The following is a 16,439-nucleotide window of genomic DNA, read 5'->3' as shown; positions in this document are numbered from 1 at the left end:
GCAAAAGCCCGACCTCGCGATTTAACCTCCCCCGCAAGAACTCTTTGCACTCGCCTCGGCCACGTCCATACCGTTGCTTTCCCCTTCCGCCTCCACATCCATCCCCTCGACAATCCCCAGAGGCCGGATCACGTCCTCGATGATCCGGTCCACGGTTCGGGCGTGATCAAACGGGTCGGCGGCAGCGTGGATGTCCACCAGTCTGGCGGCCAGGCCTCGGCTCGCGGCATGGGCCTTGCGTCGTGCCCGGTCCACCTCGCTCCAGTTTCCGGAACGGATGAAGTCTGGAAACACGGTGAAGATGTCCGGAAAGAGCATCTTGGAAAGAGGCCGCATCATGGCCAGGTACAGCCCCAGGGACGGTTTGCGGTCTTCCTGGATCATCCGGGCCAGCAGGCCCTGGGGGTGGGTGTCGGCCAGGAGGTCCTTGACCGCCCGGATGAACACCTCGGCCAGGGTCTGGCAGGTGTTGGCCACCATCTGGTGCCAGACGTCGCCGGGGAAAGCATCCTCCAGGGCCTCGCCGATCTCGTGATGCACCCAGAGTTGCAGTTCCTCGGCCACCATCCGCTGGTAGACCGTCCCGTAGTTACCCGGACCATGCAGCAGATCCCGCGTATTCAGGCCGTACCCGGCCAGGGCGTAGTCCAGGGCCGGGCGAACCGAGGGCCGCTGTTCCTGGATCACATCCCAGAGCAGGCAGGCCATGGCGTGGCGGCGGGCGATGATCCGCTCGCCCTGGCGCATCACCGGGGACGCAAAAATGTCCCGGCACAACTCGTGGTCCACCGTGTACACCCGCAGCCCTTCGACCAATTGCGATTCCACCGGCTCGGCCAGCAAAAAGCTGGGCTTCATCCCCAGCACATAGCCCGCGCCGTAGAGCAGGTTCCGGGACGCCAGCCGCTCGTTGACCCGTTCCACCTCGAACGGGTCCAACTCCTCGCCGTCCAGGTTTAATGACTCACTGCTTTGCCCTTCCAGCTTCTGCCACAACTCTTCCCGCTGCTCCACCCAGTCCAGAATCAGCCCGTGTTCCGGCTCCTCCCAGGGGGCCAGCCCGGTTTCCCACTTGTAGAGCTCCCGCATCCGCAGCAACAGCCCGCACAGGGAAAACGCGCCGCTGAAATTGGCGTCGGAAATGGAACAGTTGTACTGCACCTGTTCCTGTAAGGTTTGGATTGCCGTGAGCACCAAAGGCCTCCTCGTTTTGCGGTGACGTCGATCAAGATGCTTTTCTAAACCTTCCGCCCCCGCCTTTCAATGAACCCGACCGCTCCGGACGTATTTGACAAGATGCGGACCATACGTCGATAAGACAACCTTCGGTAATGCATCCCGCTTCCGAAAAAACAACGCCCTTTCCCCTATGCCGCGCATCTTCCCCCGCCCGCTGCTTTTCCTTCCCCTCATCGTGCTGATCCTGCTGCTGAGCGGAGCATGGTTGTTGCTTAAGGACGCCCCGCCCGAACCATCCTCGCCCGGCGTCCGGAGTGGCGCCCAGAGCGACTTTCGGAACAGTCTCCAGGGCGGCGTTCTGCCCCCAGGCACGGAAACTACCGTTGCGCTACGAGCCGCCGTACCGGCCTGGATTGAGGCCGTGGGCGAGATTCGGCCCAGGGTCGAGATCGCGGTCAGCGCCCAGGTTCAGGCCGAGGTCCGGCGTGTCCTGGTCCGTCCGGGGCAACGGATCCGGCGGGGGGAAACCCTGTTGGAATTGGACGACCGGGAACTCCAGTCCCGCCTGGCCCAGGGCCGCCATGACCTGGAAGCCCTGGGCTCCGCGCTGAAGCGGGCACATCAGGGCCAGGAAAAGGCCCAGGCCGGATTCGACCTGGCCCAATCCGACTTTGCCCGGATCGAAGCCCTGCACGCCCAGGGCGCGTCCGCCGCCCAGGAACTGGACCACGCACGGGCCGCGTTTCTGGCCGCCAGAGCCGAGAGCGGCCAGGCCGGGCAAAGCATCCAGGAACTGGAAGCCCAGCAGTCGCGTCTGGAGCAGCGGATTCAGGAACTCACCGTGGCCCTGGGCCATACCAGCATCACGGCTTCCGAGGAGGGGATCATCGCCCGGCGCTCCGTTGAGCCGGGCGATGTGGTCCAGCCGGGGCGGACCCTGCTCTTGCTGCACAGTCCGGATTCGCGCCTGGAGGTCCAGGTGCCGGAACGGTTTCACCAGATGATGACCGTGGGAACGGGGTTCACGGCCCGGGTGGACGCCCTGGACCGGGAGTTCCCCGTGGTGGTGGACGAGGTCGAACCTCTGGCGGCGACGGACTCGCGGACCTTTCTGGTCAAGCTGGTCCCCGCTTCCCCGCCACCTGCCGATGCGGCCCTCCCCAGGACCACCGACATCCCGGACACGAATCCGCGGCCCGGCATGTTCGTCCGGCTGCATATCCCCATGCCCGCGCAACCAATGGTCCTCGTGGATTCCCGGGCCGTGCTCCGCATCGGGCAACTGGAGCTGGCCGCCGTGGTCCATGACGATTCCACCTACACCTTGCGCCACCTGCGCCTGGGCCGCGTCCATGACGACCAGGTCGAGGTTCTCTCCGGCCTGGACGGTGGCGAACGGCTCTGGCTGCATCCCGCTCCCGGATCATGACGCCTTCCGCCTCTCCTTCCCACCAGCCCACCCGCCCTCCTGGGCTCGTCCCGGCCCTGGTGGCCCCGTTTCTCTCCTCGCATCTGGCCGGGGTGTTTCTGGTTCTGGCCCTGGCCCTGGGGGTCGCGGCCCTGCTGGTCACGCCCCGGGAGGAAGAGCCCCAGATCGTGGTGCCCATGGCCGACGTCATCGTCCAGGCTCCGGGGGCAGGACCGGAAGAGGTGGAAAAACTGGTGGCCACGCCGCTGGAAAAGCTGCTCTGGCAGATTGACGGGGTGGAGTACGTTTATTCCGTGTCCCGGAGGGACCAAGCCGTGGTCACGGTCCGTTTTTTCGTGGGCGAGGACCGGGAGCGCTCCCTGGTCAAGCTGCACAACAAGATCGCCATGCACGAGGATCAGGTCCCGCCGCTGGTGACCGACTGGCTGATCCGGCCCGTGGAAATCGACGACGTGCCCGTGCTCACCCTGACCCTGTACTCCCCGACCCGGTCCGATTTCGAGCTGCGCCGGATCGGGGAGGAATTGCTGTCCCGCTTGTCCGAGGTTCCGGACGTGTCCCGGGCCGTCATCGTCGGGGGCCGACACCGGGAAATCCGGGTGGAGCCGGACCCGTCGCGCATGGCCGGGCACGGGGTGACGTTCGCCGACCTGGAGCGCGTGCTGATCGCGGCGGACACGGCGCTCAGCGCCGGATCCCTGCTCCGGGGCAACCGGGAACTGAACGTGTTGGGGGACGGACGGTTCACCTCCGCGGCGGACGTGGCCGGGGTGGTGGTGGGCGTGTACCAGGACCGCAATCAGGCCCGACCGGTGCACCTCCGGGACGTGGCCCGGGTTCTGGACGGCCCCTGCGAGCCGACCGGCTATACCCGCATCCGCTTCGGCGATACGCAAGCCCGGAACCTGCCCGAGGGTGGACGGGGCGGACGGGGCCAGGGTCACGGCGGACATTCCCTGGAAATGCCCGCCGTGACCCTGGCCCTGGCCAAACAGCGCGGGGCCAACGCCGTGGCCGTGACCCGGGGCATCCTGGATGCGGCCCAGACCCTGCGCCCCCTTGTGCTGCCCGAGGACGTGCATCTGGAAGTCACCCGGGACTACGGTCAAACCGCCCAGAACAAGGTCAATGATCTGCTCTGGTCCCTGGTCTTCGCCGTGTCCACGGTGGTGATCGTGCTGGCCCTGACCATGGGCTGGCGGGCCGCCCTGGTGGTGGCCGTGGCCATTCCGGTCAGTTTTTCACTGGCCCTGTTCAGCAGCCATCTGCTGGGCTACACCATCAACCGGGTGACCCTCTTCGCCCTGATCCTTTCCCTGGGTCTGGTGGTGGACGACCCGATCACCAACGTGGACAACATCCGCCGGCACATGCGCCTGAACCACCCCGGCCCGGCCTGGGCCACGCTCAGTGCCGTGGCCGAGGTCTTCGTGCCGGTGATCATGTCCACCCTGGCCATCATCGCCTGCTTCCTGCCGCTGTTCTTCATCACCGGGATGATGGGCCCGTACATGGCCCCCATGGCCGCCAACGTGCCCCTGACCGTGATCTTCTCCACGATCTGCGCCCTGACCATCGTCCCCTGGCTCTGCCACCTGCTGCTGCGCCGTAAAATGCGACCCGCCGCCAATCCTCCTCCCGCCCCGGCCGCCGATGCCAACGCTACAAACGCTACCGGGGTGCCGGACTGGGTCCTGCGCGCCTACCGCACCGTGGTCGGCCCGTTTCTGGACCATCGCGTCCTGCGCGTGGCCCTGGTCGGCGTGGTCCTGGCCCTGCTGGTCCTGGCCGCGTCCCTTGCCGCGCTGCGCCTGGTGCCCCTGAAAATGCTGCCCTTTGACAACCGCGACGAGTTCCAGGTGGTGGTGGACATGCCCGAGGGCACGCCCCTGGAAACCACGGACGCGGTGCTCCGGGACATGGCCGCCTACCTGGCCGGACTGCCCGAAGCCGTGAGCGTGCTCAGCTTCGCCGGCATGGCCTCGCCCATGGACTTCAACGGGATGGTCCGCCGCTACTATGCCCGGGAGGGCGGCCACCTGGGCGACATCCGGATCAATCTGACGCCCAAAGGCGAACGCCGCCGCCAAAGCCACGAGATCGTCCTCTCCGTGCGCAACGACCTGGAACACATCGCCAGGCAGTGGTCGGCCACCATCCAGATCGTGGAAATCCCTCCCGGCCCGCCGGTCATGGCCACCCTGGTAGCGGAAATCTACGGCGGCCCGGAACAGCCCTACGGGCGTCTGTTCCAAGGCGCGGAGCATGTCCGGGACATGATGGAGGCCAAGGAGTTCGTGGTGGATGTGGACGACAGCCGCGTCGCTGCCCGCCCCAGGCTGACCTTCGTCCCGGACAGGGAAAAAGCCGGGCTGCACGGCCTGAGCGCCCGGGACCTGCTCCACGCCCTACGCATGGCCGCGGCCGGAACCACCCCGGCGACGATCCAAAGCCCCCACGAACGCCAGACCCTGCCCGTACGAGTGATCCTGCCCCGGGAGCTGCGCGTCTCCCCGGCGGATCTGGAGGCTCTGCACGTGCGCGGAGCGGATGGAAGCATGCTCCCTCTGGGCGAGCTGGGCCAATTTGTCCGGGAAATGGAAGAACAGCCCATCCTGCACAAGAATCTGCGCCGGGTGGTCTACGTCACCGCGGAAACCGCGGGTCTGCCTCCGGCCGAGGCCGTGCTGGACCTGCAAGCCAAGCTGCGCGCCTCTCCGCCGCCCCAAGGCATCGACGTGGTCTGGACCGGGGAGGGGGAATGGAAGATCACCGTGGATGTCTTCCGGGATCTGGGGCTGGCCTTTGGCGCGGCCATGGTCGGGATCTATCTGCTGCTGGTGGTCCAGACAGCGTCCCTGGCCCTGCCCCTGTTGATCATGACCGCCATCCCGCTGACCCTGATGGGCATCATGCCCGGATTCTGGCTGCTGAACCTGCTCACCGGCCGGGAGGTGGACGGTTTCGCGGACCCGGTCTTTTTCACGGCCACGGCCATGATCGGGATGATCGCCCTGGGCGGGATCGTGATCCGCAACTCCCTGGTGCTCATCGACTTCATCCGGGCCGCCGTGGAGCGGGGCCAGGACTTCAGGGATGCCGTACTCCAAAGCGGGGCCATCCGCCTCCAGCCCATCGTACTCACCGCCCTGACCACGGCCCTGGGCGTCTGGCCCATCACCCTGGACCCGGTCTTCTCCGGCCTGGCCTGGGCCCTGATCTTCGGCCTGATCGCCTCCACGGTCTTTACCCTGGTACTGATCCCCGTGGCCTACTACGTCCTGTTCCGGAACAGATCATAGAAGCCGAAATATCTGGAACTATTGTATCTACTCAGCACATTTCACCTCCGCTCTTGTTCCGGCAATCGGGGTCGGTATCGGTATCGGAATCGAAACAGGAAAAATTAAGAACGCATCCCAGCGTTTTCGATCCCGATTCCGATTCCGACCCCGACAGCAGCATTGCTTTGTGCTGAGTAGTTACGAACTATTTTGAGAAACAGGCCCTAATAAAAACGACCCGCGCTGTCTTCCAGGGTACGTCCCTGGAGGGCGGAGGCGGCCAGGCGCCCGTAGAGGCCTTGGGGGTCTTCGGCTTTCAAGTCTTCCAGAACGGCTTTCCATTCGGCGTGGTTCTGGGCGCGCTGATAGAGTTGAGCCAGACGATAGCGGCTCATGCTCCAGTCCGGGTCGGAACGGTCGATGAGTTGGTCCAGTTCCAAGGCCCAGGCCAGGGCTTCCTGGAGCCGACCGGTGCGTTCCGTGACCTGGGTCAGCCAGGTTACGGCATCCCTGATCTTGCCGGGGTCCTCCCGGTCCAGCAGCAACAGGCTCAGAGCTTCCTGGGCGTAGAGGTAAACGCGTTCGAAATTTTCCTCCTGCATGGCCGTGCGGGCCAGAAAGTACAGGGCATAGCCGCGCTGGGCGTCGGTCAGGTCGAAGTCTTCGGCCAGCCCGCGCCAAAGCGGCCGGGCCTCCTCGGAGCGGCCCAGGTTTTCCATGGCCAGGGCCACGGAATAGGTCAGCTCCCGCCGCTGCGGCCCGGGCAGGTCGTCCCGTAGTGGAGCCAGGTCCACGATGCGCGTCCACTCCTGCTGTTCCAGAAAAATTCCCAGAATCAACTCCAAAGCCGCGATTTGCAGCTCCTTGGGCGTGTCCTCCCGAAGGTAGGGCCTGGCCAAGGCAATGGCCTGCTCCAGATCGCCGGCCCTCCAGTAAGCCATGGCCAAGCCGAGCTGGGTGCTTGGAGACAACTCGTCCAGCAAGTCGTGGAGAAAGACATTCTCGTCCCACTGCTCCAAAATCTCGGGATATCGTCCGTCCGCCGCGTTGCGCTCCACCAACTGCGTGAACGCTTCGGTCCCTACTTCCAAAGCCTTGGGAACCAGAGAATGGTTGGGTTGATTCGCCAAGAACTCACTGACGACCATCAAGCTGTCCTCGAGCCGCTTGTTCCATATCTGCCAGATGGCCAGCTTGATCGTGGCCACCGCGGCCAGGGGGCTGTCAGGGTGTTTGGAAATAATTTCAGAATAAACCTCCGCGGCCCTGCGCGTGGCAAACATATCGTCCAGACTGGGTTCATCATGGATCCCGCCCTCCACCAGACGCATCTTGGCGATCAAGCCGCCCTCCTGGTCCGGAAAGAGCTCCGCGGCCCGTTCAAAGACTCGTCTGGCCGGATCCGACTGCCCGGAAAGCAGATAGATGTCCCCGATCCGGGCCAACAGCATATGAGCTTCCGGGGTGTCCGGCATCAGGTTGTAATAGGTCAGCAAACGCTGCTTCGCGGAGTCCAGCGCGTTGACGCGCAAGGCGATGATTCCGGCCAACTCCAGCAGTTCGGGTTCGTCGATATAGTATCTGGGCCAGCGCTTCTCCATAAAATCCATGATCTGGAATGCCTGTTCGTCATAGCCCAGGGCGTTCAAGGCCTTGGCCAATCCCACCGAGGATTGCTGGGCGATGGAGTGCTCCGGATGATTCTGAACCACGATCTGGAAGTGATCCGCGGCTTGATCGTAGTCCCCCCGTTCCAGAAAAAACTGTCCGAGATAGTACTCCGCGGTGGGCACAAGAGGATCATGGGGATAGTCGCGCTTGAGCACGTTGAAATACGCCTTGGCCTCCGGCAGGTTGTTCACCCGCAAATGAAGCACTCCCAGGTTGCGTAAGGCCAGGGCGGTCCTCTGGGATTTTGGGTTGAAGTTCATGGCCCGTTCATAGGCGTGGGCGACGGGTCCGAAATTATCGGCCAGATCAGCCTGGTGCAGACCGAACAAGGCGTCGCCGATGTTGTAAAGCACCTCCTCCCGCACCGCGTCCGACAGGTCCGGCAGATTGGAAAGAGCACGCAAGGCCTCGATGGCCACATCGAACTCCGAATTCATCATCGCTGCTCTGGCCGATGACAGCAACCGCTGATATTTCGCGTCCGGGTCCTCGGCCCGCTCCGGCGCGAAGGGAGCGGGAGAAGGCTCCGGCTCCGGAGGCGATTCGAGCTGGTCCGGCAGGGCGTCCGGTTCCTCCGCGACCTCCGCGACCTCCGCGGGCGACTCAGGAACCGCCTCTACCGCGGGAGCAGATTCGGCGTCTTCCTCACGCGCCGTCTCGGCTTCCATCACCGGCTGACGGAGAATAGGCTCCCGGCGCATCGCAGGTTCAGCTTGCCGCGTGACATCGGGCACGACCGGGAGCGGTTCAACCATTGGTTCAGTTGGTGGGTCGGTTGGTGCTTCCGCTGGGGGCTCGGTTTGTCGCTCAACGGCTCGTTCAGCGATCGGAGCCACTGGGGCTGCTTGTTCCGGGCCGACACGCGAAATCGGAGAGCGAACCGCGCTCAGATCCTGGGTCTGGTCCTGGGGCTGGTCCTGGGTCTGTATCCGCGGAGAAACGGTATCCGACGCGGACGTGGGAGGAGCGGACGGCTCAATCTGTTCGGGAACAGCGGCGCGGATCGGTGCCCGGACTTGAGGTGTTTCATCCGTAGCCGTGGAAATCGGATCGGCCATGGAGACCGGGTCGTCGGTTTCGTCTTCCGGACGTTCCCGCAGTGGCCGACGAATCTCCCCCGTCATGCTGTCTGCAGGCGGCTCCGCCCTCGGGACGATCCGCTGGTCGGGCATCTCGCTCGGTTCAATGGACGCCCGAGCTTGGGAAGAAGGAGGTGGAGGAGCGGCAGGGGGTGGTTCCGGAGGGCTTACCGCCGGGACCTCGGAAGGTTCGGGAACAGGTCCCGGGGCTGGTTCGGGGGCTGGTTCGGGGCGAGCCGGAAGCGCTGGAGGCGCTGAGGGGGCTGGGCGCGGGGCGGTGTCCCGCCAGCGATTGCCCAAAGGGTCCGGGAAAAAGTCCACCAGCAACAGACCGGTGGAGGGATTGAATTGCGAGACGAAACCAAAAGCCTCGGTGCTTGTGCGCACCACGAGACCGGCAGGGTCCCGGAGAAAGGCCGTCAACAGCCGCGATCCTGCGGGAGAGGGCAGGACCAGCTCAGCCAGCTCACTTTGGCCCACGCCGGACAGTTCCAGCCGGACGACCCGGCCGTCGACACGACGCACCAGAGGAGCGGTCGGAGTCGTCGTGGTGTCCACCGGCAACTGTAATGTCACCTGCTCCCGCTGTGGATACTGTCGCAGGCTCATCTCCAAAGCCAAGACGGGTCCGACCCCGAAAGCAAGAACGAGTGCCGCCGCAATCCCGCACACGATCCAGAACGCAATCATCGCGCTCCAGGCTGATGCCGCCGGTGCGAAACAGCAGGGCCGCCGGGTTCGCGGACGTCGTCGTGAAGCGGCTACATGGGGCTGGCTGGGATATACGGGCATGATGTCTTGAAAACCGACAGTTTCAGCATCGGAAACAAAAGAGTTTCCGGATGGAAACTACCTAGCAAAAAGCATGCTGAACCATGAAGAAGAGAAATAATCTCACTGCTCAGTCAGGCAAGACCGAGGCGTCGTCATGCCTGCGGTCAGCCGTTGGCGGCGTTGCGCTTCTTGAGCTTTTCGATCAGCGTGGTGCGCTTGATTCCCAGCAGTTCCGCCGCCTGATTTTTGACGCCCCCGCATTCCTCCAGGGCTTCCTGAAGCAGGCGGTCTTCGATCTCGTCCATGAACTCCTTCAACCCTCCGCTCTGACCGCGCAAATCCACCAGGGTCGGCCAGGCAAAGCCTTCCAGGGCGAGTTTCGGCTTCCGCTTCGGAACCTCATGGCCCACGAACTTCAGGATTTTTTCGGGCAAATCCTCCGGAGCGACTTCATTGTTCTCGCACAGAATGGAAATGCGCTCCATGAAATTTTCCAATTCCCGGACATTTCCGGGCCAAGGGTAGGCTATCAGAAAGTCCTGGGCCTTGGGCGACAAGCGCAACAACTCCCGATGTTTTTGCTCGCAGAACACGTTCAGAAAGTGCTTCCCCAGCAAGATGATGTCGTCGTCGCGTTCGCGCAGCGGGGGAAGGTGGATCGGAATCACGTTCAGACGATAGAACAGGTCCTCCCGGAACCGCCCCTGGGCCACCTCCTGCTCCAGGTCCCGATTGGTGGCCGCGACGATACGCACGTCCACCTTGGTGGTCACGGTCCCGCCGACCCGTTCGAATTCCTTTTCCTGGATCACCCGCAGGATCTTCACCTGCAGGGTCAGGTCCAGTTCCCCGATTTCATCCAGAAAAATCGTTCCGCCGTCGGCCATTTCGAAGCGGCCCATCCGGGATCGAATGGCATGCGTGAACGCGCCTTTCTCATGGCCGAACAACTCGGATTCGAGCAGGTCCCTGGGGATGGCGCCGCAGTTGATGGGCACGAATGGCTTACCCTTGCGCTTGCTGTTGGCGTGCAGGGCGCGCACCAGCAGTTCCTTTCCAGTCCCGGATTCTCCGGTGACCAGAACGGTGCTGTCCGTGGGCGATACCTTGGCCAGCACGCCGAACACCTGCCGCAGACTGGGGCTCTCCCCGATGATTCCGGTCCGATCAACGCCCATGACGGAATACTCCTGAGTACTCTACTGGAAAAATGCTGATAAAACAGTCCTTCATCCAAAGACAGGATACGTGTCAACGTTCTGACACAAAGTCAAGCCCTGAACGATTTTTCAAATACATGTCACGATCGGCGAAATGGAGGAAAAGCCGGTGATGCCAAAAACAATCCCGCGCTCGGCGGGAAGGGCCAAGCGCGGGCTGAAAGCACGGTGGGAGGGTGTGCGCTATTTGGTGTAGATCTTGATCTGGTTGGTGGACATTTCCTTTTGTCCCGGCGTTTTCTGCCCCGAGGTGATGATCACGTTGTCCCCGGACTGGAATACGGGAAACTCCTGCACGAAATTGGTGGCCCGGCTCATGTGGCTGTCCAATTGCGGCTTCACGAGGCGGGGATGGACCCCCCAGACGAAATTCAGGGCCCGCAGGACCCGGTCGTCGGTGGTCAGGGCGTAGATGGGCCGGGCCGGTCGGCGGCTGGAAATCAACCGGGCGGTGGTGCCCGTGGAGGAGTGGCAGACCAGGGCCTTGCTTTCGGCGTTGTCAGCCAGCAGGCAGGCGGCATAGGCCAGATACTTGGCGGGATTTTTTTCCTTCCTGGGGAAGTACGGCTCGCCCAGCCGCTCCAGATAATAGGCCTCCGCGTCCCTGGCGATATCGTGCATATAGCGCACCGCCTCCACCGGATTGTTGCCCACCGCGGTCTCCTCGGACAGCATCACGCAGTCCGCGCCGTCCAGAATGGCGTTGGCAACGTCCGTGCATTCAGCCCGTGTGGGAATGGGATTCGTGACCATGGACAAGAGCATCTGGGTGGCCACGATGGCCGGTTTCTGGGCATGGCGACAAGCCCGGAGGATTCTTTTCTGGATGATCGGCAAGGCCGAAAGCGGACACTCCAGGCCAAGATCGCCCCGGGCGACCATCACCCCGTCGGCCAGAGCCAGGATGGATTCCAGATTGTCCACGGCGTTCTGACGCTCCAGCTTGGCGATCACCGGAATCCAAGCGCCCTGCTCTCGGATCACTTGCTGCAGGTCGGCCACATCCGAGGCTTCCTGTACGAAGGACAGGGCCACGGCATCAATGCCGATCTCCAAGGCTTCGCGTACGTCCTTACGATCTTTGTCCGTCAGCGCCTTGATCGAAAGATTTTTCCCGGGAAAGGAAATGCCCTTATGCGAGGTCAGATAGCCCCCGTTCTGAGCCTCCAGCTCAAAAAGTTCGTTCTCCTGAATTACTCGGGAGACGCGAAACTGGAGCATGCCGTCGCTGAGGTTCACCGGCATGCCCACCTGGAGGCCTTGCAACAGGGCCGGAATCTCCAGGCTGATATAGGGAGCGGACCCAGGGCGCTTTAGCTCCAGAGGCCCCAAAAGAACGTGGCCTCCCTTGTTCACTTGCAGCGGCGAGCCATCCACGTCGCCGATGCGCACCTTGGGGCCGCAAAGATCAGCCATGGCGGTCAAGGGTAATTCCAGTTCTCCCTCCAGGCGGCGGATCATCTCCATGGCTGGGACAAAAAACTGGGCGTCGGCATGGGAGAAATTCAGCCGAAAAATGCGGACCCCATGCTGAACCATGGCCTTCATTACGTCGTAGTTCAGCGAAGCCGGACCGAGGGTGGCGACAGTCTTGCAGTGCATTGCGTTTCTCCTTTGTGGATCGAAACCAAAAAACACGGTTGTTGTGGATCAGGCTAAAGTTCAGCTCCCTTCCAGGACCAACCACCAGGATCCGGCTATCACAGCCAGGGCGACCAAAAGCAGGTGATTCTGGCGGGTTTCGCTGACGTGGCGCGGCCCCATCAGGGTATAGGCGATTCCCAGAACGAACCCCACCACGCAGCCCATCAGGTGCGCCCCAATGTCGGTCTGCACGTCGCTGCCCAGCATGGCCAGCAGCCCGAAGGCCGCGCCGACGGGGAGCAGCCACGACCTGGGGCCGGAATATTCCGCACCCTCCATGGGAAAAACGCGGACCCCTCCCAGCAGACCCACAGCCGCGAAAACCGCGGTGGAAGCCCCGATGGAGAGAAAGCCGGTTTGGTGCAGCCAGGCATTGAGCAGATTCCCGCCGGCTCCGGCCAGAACGATCAGCAGCCAGGCCGCGCCCACGCCCACTCTCCGGCACAGAAGTGTGCCGAAGACCGCGATGCCCAGCATGTTTCCAGCCAAATGCCGTGCGTCGGCGTGCAGCGTCAAAGCGGTCACCGTGCGCCAGTATTCGCCTTCGAGAATCCGGGCCGCGTGGGCTCCGGCCTCCATGATCATGGCTTCATGGGCCCCGTTGCGGGAAGTGACCAGATGGAAAACCAGAAGCAACAGAGCCGCCGCTGCTCCGGTCAGAGTTTGCGGCGGTGGGGGGAGGAATGGGGCAGGACGTTGCCGGTGATCTTCCAGAAGGGGATTTTCGAGATTGAACTGTTCGATTTCCGTCACGGCCCGGGAAACGTCCCGCTCCAGGACTTCCAGAGTCCACCCCCAGCCGGAACGACGGAAACGGTAGGGAATTCCCGCCGCGGCCAGGACCAAAGCGTACCGATCCGCCTGGTGCGAAGTCAAATTGTCCCAGAGTGAGCGGGGCTCGTCCTGGGCGGTGAAGTCATTCACGCACGCAGATCCAAGACGGTTCCGGTCATGTCGTCCCAGGCGCGAACCATGGCCACGTTGGCTTCAAAAGTCCGCTCGTCCCGGATGGAATTGACCATTTCCGTGACCAGTTCGGTGTTGCTGCCCTCGGTCAGCCCCCAGACCGTGTTCAGCATCCCGTCCTCGTCCACCTTTCCTTCCAGCGCGGGCATAAGCGGGCCGGGAGAGGTGTCCTGGTCGATGCTTTGCGGCCTGACGCCGTAGCCGTCAGGTCCGGTTTCCAAGGACAACCGCGATGCCTTGAATTCCGGGGTGTTCATGTTGGCCACGTTGTTCGCCCCGATCTGCCGGGACAAGCCGATGGCCTGCATGGCCTGGATATTGGGGGATATGTTCATGTTCGGCTCCTTGTCCCGAGGTTCGGCGGTTCAGGGCGGTGCCGCTCGACGCATACTGCAGGTTTTGAGTCTACCCGAGTCGACCTTGCTTTTCAAATCCACTCGAGGACAGCCAAGGCAATTTTGTTCTCGATTCTCACGCGCTATCGGATCGGTATCGAAATCGTGATCGAAATCAATAACGCGAAAAAGCCTGTTGCTCCCATGCCTTGAGCTTGGTTTGGTCGAGGCTATTCAGACTTCGATTTCGATTTCGATTTCGATTGTTGAGCCAGCTACCCCTTTGCTTGGGCGAGGGAACGCTCGATCCGGGCGTAGGCGCTGTGGTTGTGGATGGATTCCTGGCTCTCTACTTCAACGCGGTACCACAAAAGCTGGTCCAGGCGTTCCAGGCCGCGGGAAACGTTGCGGACCACGTCTTCCACGAAGCAAGGTTGTTCAAAAGCGTTGTCGATGATCCGTTTCTCGTCCTCGCGCTTGAGCAGCGCGTAAACTGGAGAGGAAGCGGATTCCTGGGCCAGTTCGATCAGGTCTTCCAGCCAGATCAACCCCTTGTTCCGGGTCCGAATCCGGACCATGGCCCGCTGGCTGTGAGCGCCCCGGTCGCAAATGGCCAAGGAGCAGGGGCATACGGTCATCACCGGGACCTCCACTTCCAGGCCGAACAGCAGCCGACCGTCCTGGTGTTCCCCGACCACCCGGCAGTGATAGTCCATCCGGGACCGGCTGCCGCTGGCCGGCGCGGACCGTTCCAGGAAAAAGGGAAAACAAAAGCTGATCCAGGCCTTCCGGGCGTCCAACCGGTTCTGGATGTCGCCCAGCAGGTGCTTCAGGTTCGGATAATCCAAAACACCGGACCACGCCTGCAGGGCCTCCACGAACCGGCTCATGTGGGTGCCCTTGAAGCGGGCCGGCAAATCCACGCCCATTTCCACCTGGGCCACGGTGTGCTGCCGCCCCTGGGCCCGGTCCAAAACCGCGAGCGGAAAGTTTACGTGCCGGATGCCGACCCGGTCGATGTCCACGGGGACCGAGGCCGGGGTGTTCTGAACGTCGTCGAGCATGTGGCCCGGCACTACTCCAGGTTCTTGCCGGTGGTGGTCAAGTTCAAGGTGCCGTGTTTGACTCCCTTGGTGGCGGTCAGCTTCGCGCCCAAGTCGCGCAAGCGCTCGCCAGTGCCGCGCAGCACAAGAATTTCCATGCAATTGTGGTGATCCAGGTGGACATGCTGGGAAGTCACGATGATGTCCAGGTAGTCGTGCTGTAATTCGGTCAACTTCTGAGCCAAATCGCTTTGGTGGTGATCATAGACCATGGTCAGCGTGCCCGCGGTTTCCCCGTCCAGGTCCTCCCACTCCTTTTGAACCAGCATATTGCGGATCAGGTCGCGGATGGCCTCGGACCGGGTCTGGTAGGATCGCTCATCGCACAGCGCGTCAAATTTTTCCAGAAGATCGGAATCCAGTGAAACTCCGAATCGAATCGTCTTACCCATGCTCCACCTCGTTTTTTTGTGCTTCCCAAATATTGATGTTCACCGTGTACCCTTCGGTCGGCACCGCCTTGCGCGTGGCCCGGCGCACCTCCCAGCCTGCTTCCCGCAACAGTTCCCAGGCTCCGGTGGAAACGCTGCGCTCCGGCTCGGCCAGCCACACGCGACCGCCGGGAGCCAAGACATGTTCAAAAAGACGCATCAAGGGCTGGGCGAACCGTTGTTCATAAAAGATGTCCGCCCCCCAGATCAGGTCGAAACAACGCGGTTTAAGGCCGGGCCACCGCCAGTCCATCTGGACCCAGAGCGGAGAAAAAGCCACCCGGTTCTCCCTGGTGTTCGCCCGGGCATAGCGCAGGGCGTCCTGAATGTAGTCCAGTCCCACCACCCGTGCTCCGGCGTCCGCGGCCAGGCAGGCGCTCAGCCCCAGACCGCAGCCCACATCCAGGCAGGACTTCCCCTGAATCCGGTCTCGACACCGGTCCAGCCATTCCACCAACAACAAACTGGCCGGCCACAACTCCACCCAGTAAGGAATCCGCTCATCCGGTCCGAAATCCGCCTCGCCCATCTGTTGCCAAAGCGCTTCCAGATCCCCGGGACGATAAACGGCCCAGGATCGCTTCGCGACATTGATCCGCAGACATTGCGCCGCGGCGACCAAGGCCGCGTGGCGCGTCGCGTCGTCGGCTCGGGTTGGAAACGACGTGGAGTTCACGGGGAGCAATATCCCCGCTCCCGGGGGGCCTCCACATCGCACACGACGTCTTCGCCCTTATTGGAGAGAATAAAACCTTTCTCTTTCTTGCCGGAGGAGTCGCCGGATTGGATTTTCAGAATATAGCCATGCAGATAGAGAAATTCCAGGTCATCCGCCCGACAGCCCGCCTCGGCCTCCTTGCGCGGAAAGATGCCCCCTGACTTGCTCAATCGGCAGAAATGATAGATGTCTCGCAGTATATCCACCTGATCCGGGGTCAGGCAGTGGCGTTCCGCGTGGAGCTGGATCGCGGCGTCCAAGGAGTCCAATCGGTACTTGGCCTCCAGCTTACGCAAGGTCCATTCGCCCTTGCGCGTCAACTTGAACCCGCGCACTTCTCCGCCACAGGGCATCATCAAGGTCACGGCCTTGACGTAGTCGTTGTCTTGCAGGCCCCGCAATTCCTTTGGATCGTAAATCAAGGCGTCCTTGAGCGGCAGACATCCCCCCTTGGATCCGACCTTGGTCAGCACGTGGATATCCTTGAGCATGTAAAACTGATTTTCCGTTACCTGCATGAATCATCATCCTCAAGAAGCCGATTCGCCGCGGCAAAGCCCCTTTCAGGGGGGCAATATGATTTCTTTTTGCTTATCCTCAAAGCTT

At 62.6% G+C, this 16,439-nt stretch carries 12 protein-coding genes; 2 read left to right on the top strand and 10 right to left on the bottom strand.

Annotation, left to right across the window (positions count from 1 at the left end; genetic code table 11):
• Positions 1 to 21 precede the first annotated feature (21 nt).
• Positions 22 to 1,194, bottom strand: coding sequence for an Sfum_1244 family protein (locus DESLA_RS0116665; RefSeq protein ID WP_156933004.1), 1,173 nt, complete (start codon positions 1,192 to 1,194; stop codon positions 22 to 24).
• A 175-nt stretch (positions 1,195 to 1,369) separates the two neighbouring features.
• On the opposite strand from DESLA_RS0116665, the gene DESLA_RS0116660 reads away from it, so the two are divergent.
• Both DESLA_RS0116660 and DESLA_RS21100 read left to right on the top strand, forming a co-directional pair.
• Positions 1,370 to 2,608 (top strand): efflux RND transporter periplasmic adaptor subunit, encoded by a 1,239-nt coding sequence (locus DESLA_RS0116660; RefSeq protein ID WP_028573353.1) that lies wholly within the window; start codon positions 1,370 to 1,372, stop codon positions 2,606 to 2,608.
• Complete coding sequence (locus DESLA_RS21100; protein WP_035261981.1) at positions 2,605 to 5,910, top strand: efflux RND transporter permease subunit; 3,306 nt, start codon at positions 2,605 to 2,607, stop codon at positions 5,908 to 5,910. The genes DESLA_RS0116660 and DESLA_RS21100 overlap by 4 nt, the downstream gene beginning before the upstream one ends.
• Before the next feature lie 206 nt (positions 5,911 to 6,116).
• Here the strand turns inward: DESLA_RS21100 and DESLA_RS22000 are convergent, their stop codons facing one another.
• From DESLA_RS22000 to DESLA_RS0116610, 9 genes are all read right to left on the bottom strand, one after another.
• On the bottom strand, positions 6,117 to 9,251 hold the full coding sequence (locus tag DESLA_RS22000; RefSeq protein ID WP_156933003.1) for a tetratricopeptide repeat protein: 3,135 nt from the start codon (positions 9,249 to 9,251) through the stop codon (positions 6,117 to 6,119).
• Positions 9,252 to 9,580: 329 nt separating this feature from the next.
• A complete protein-coding gene (locus tag DESLA_RS0116645) occupies positions 9,581 to 10,594 on the bottom strand; it encodes a sigma-54 interaction domain-containing protein (protein ID WP_028573352.1) in 1,014 nt (337 codons plus the stop codon).
• Between the two features lie 225 nt (positions 10,595 to 10,819).
• The gene (gene pyk, locus DESLA_RS0116640; protein WP_028573351.1) at positions 10,820 to 12,238 is read right to left on the bottom strand and encodes a pyruvate kinase; all 1,419 of its coding nucleotides are present in this window, start codon (positions 12,236 to 12,238) and stop codon (positions 10,820 to 10,822) included.
• A gap of 60 nt (positions 12,239 to 12,298) precedes the next feature.
• Positions 12,299 to 13,204, bottom strand: a complete 906-nt coding sequence (locus DESLA_RS21090) for a rhomboid family intramembrane serine protease (protein WP_051434780.1) — start codon at positions 13,202 to 13,204, stop codon at positions 12,299 to 12,301.
• Entirely contained in the window at positions 13,201 to 13,581 is a 381-nt protein-coding gene (locus tag DESLA_RS0116630) for a flagellar basal body rod C-terminal domain-containing protein (protein ID WP_028573350.1), read from the bottom strand. The genes DESLA_RS21090 and DESLA_RS0116630 overlap by 4 nt, the downstream gene beginning before the upstream one ends.
• Before the next feature lie 275 nt (positions 13,582 to 13,856).
• Positions 13,857 to 14,645, bottom strand: coding sequence for a GTP cyclohydrolase FolE2 (folE2, locus tag DESLA_RS0116625; RefSeq protein WP_035261977.1), 789 nt, complete (start codon positions 14,643 to 14,645; stop codon positions 13,857 to 13,859).
• Between the two features lie 11 nt (positions 14,646 to 14,656).
• A complete protein-coding gene (gene nikR / locus DESLA_RS0116620) occupies positions 14,657 to 15,076 on the bottom strand; it encodes a nickel-responsive transcriptional regulator NikR (protein ID WP_028573348.1) in 420 nt (139 codons plus the stop codon).
• On the bottom strand, positions 15,069 to 15,791 hold the full coding sequence (locus DESLA_RS0116615; protein WP_245590085.1) for a class I SAM-dependent methyltransferase: 723 nt from the start codon (positions 15,789 to 15,791) through the stop codon (positions 15,069 to 15,071). The genes nikR and DESLA_RS0116615 overlap by 8 nt, the downstream gene beginning before the upstream one ends.
• The gene (locus DESLA_RS0116610; RefSeq protein ID WP_028573346.1) at positions 15,788 to 16,351 is read right to left on the bottom strand and encodes a hypothetical protein; all 564 of its coding nucleotides are present in this window, start codon (positions 16,349 to 16,351) and stop codon (positions 15,788 to 15,790) included. The genes DESLA_RS0116615 and DESLA_RS0116610 overlap by 4 nt, the downstream gene beginning before the upstream one ends.
• Positions 16,352 to 16,439 lie beyond the last annotated feature (88 nt).

Origin of the sequence: Desulfonatronum lacustre DSM 10312 (assembly GCF_000519265.1) — a bacterium.
GTDB lineage: Bacteria > Desulfobacterota > Desulfovibrionia > Desulfovibrionales > Desulfonatronaceae > Desulfonatronum > Desulfonatronum lacustre.
The sequence above is the reverse complement of the archived record's forward strand: the minus strand, read 5'-3'. Positions and strand labels throughout refer to the sequence as shown.